We start from the raw sequence: 1,489 nt of genomic DNA on the forward strand, positions 1-1,489 counted from the left end.
CAGGTCCGCGATGCCGGTGGCGTGGACCTCCAGCCCAAACAGGTCGGCGGAACGCAGCGGCGCGGCGGCGACATCGGCTTTCCCTTCCGCCACCGCTTGGGCGGCAGCGGCGTTGGAGGTCGCTGCGAGGTATTCCACCGCCGGCAAGTTCGCCGCAAGCCAATGGCGGACTTGGCGGTGGGCGACGGGGTGGGTGGAGAACCGCTGGGCGTCGGCAAGCGAAAAACCTGGCTGTGTCATGATGGCGAAGCTGATAGGCAGCTCCACCTCCCCGTACACCTGCACGCCGGGCGCTTCGAGGAATGCGTCAGATGTGCTGGTCACGGCGCCATCGACGGAATTCTCAATCGCGACGACAGTCCAATCCGCGCGGCCTTCGCGTACAGCATTGAGGGCCTCAGAGGGGGAATCGACGGGCAGCGGCGTGATCTCGCCGAGCCCATCCACGAGCCGCCACAGCGCCTCCTCCGTGAACGTGCCCGCGGGCCCTAGATACGCGACGGTTGCAGTCATAGCTACCCAGCCTACAGTTGCACGCATGAAGCGACTTGTTGCCGAGGTGGCCATTGTTCTGTGCGTCACGTTCGGTATGGCGGGGGTCAAGGCCCTTTTAAGGCTTATCGACGCCGCCCGGTCCCCACTCAACCAACACAAGGTTGTGCTTAACGACGCCGTCTCGGCCCTCCCCTGGCTCGACATCTCCCTCCAGCTCGCCTCCGCGGTGACGTTGCTGGCGTGGGGCGCGTTGGCGCTCTACCTGCTGGAACGGCCTGTGGAGCGGCCTACGTGGCGGGATCTCGCATGGGGTGCGGGGCTGGCGGCGCTCATCGGTATTCCGGGTTTGGCCCTGTACGTGGGGGCGTACCACCTGGGGTTCTCGACGGAGGTGGTGCCGGCGACGGATGCCTCGCGCGTGCCACTTTTGCTCTTGTGGTCTGCGGCGAATGCCTTCAGTGAGGAAATCGTGGTGGTGCTGTGGCTAGTCACTCGGCTGAGACAGTTGAATGTGCCGGTGTGGGGCGCTGTGGCTGGATCGGCGATACTGCGGGGTTCTTACCACCTCTACCAGGGCTTTTCGGCCGGCTTGGGGAACTTTGTGATGGGCGTCGTGTTCGCGTGGTTCTTCACCCGCACTGGGAAGGTGTGGCCACTCATTCTGGCGCACTTCCTCATCGACGTGGTGGCTTACGTGGGGTACCTGTACCTCGACTTGTCATGGCTCGGGTTGTAACGCACCAGGGATTTGTGGATTGGACCGTTTAGAATGTCCCCCATGTCCAACCCGCATTCCAACGACCCCCGGGATCACTCGGGGGAATTTCTGCTGGGCAAAGATGGGGAACCCGTCCTGGATAGGTACGGTCGCCCCATCCGCCGACGCTCCTCCCAGCGCTCGGCGCAACCGCCGCGAGCGGATAGGCCGGAAAGGCGCCTCCCACCCAGGCCCCGCCAGCACATGCCTGGTGAGGGTGCCTACCAGCCGAGGCGG

The 1,489-nt window shown here is 64.7% G+C and carries 2 protein-coding genes and 1 pseudogene; 2 read left to right on the forward strand and 1 reads right to left on the reverse strand.

The window, feature by feature from the left end; translation table 11 throughout:
* Positions 1 to 513 (reverse strand): prephenate dehydratase domain-containing protein (locus tag F4V54_RS10760; protein ID WP_282958596.1); only part of this gene is annotated, 513 nt, incomplete at its 3' end.
* Between the two features lie 25 nt (positions 514 to 538).
* On the opposite strand from F4V54_RS10760, the gene F4V54_RS10765 reads away from it, so the two are divergent.
* Together F4V54_RS10765 and F4V54_RS11680 are read left to right on the forward strand one after the other, a co-directional pair.
* Positions 539 to 1,231 (forward strand): CPBP family intramembrane glutamic endopeptidase, encoded by a 693-nt coding sequence (locus tag F4V54_RS10765; RefSeq protein ID WP_102724455.1) that lies wholly within the window; start codon positions 539 to 541, stop codon positions 1,229 to 1,231.
* 42 nt (positions 1,232 to 1,273) lie between these two features.
* Positions 1,274 to 1,489, forward strand: a pseudogene (locus tag F4V54_RS11680) (LCP family protein); the annotation flags it as partial.

This window comes from Corynebacterium tuscaniense, assembly GCF_008693065.1.
GTDB lineage: Bacteria > Actinomycetota > Actinomycetes > Mycobacteriales > Mycobacteriaceae > Corynebacterium > Corynebacterium tuscaniense.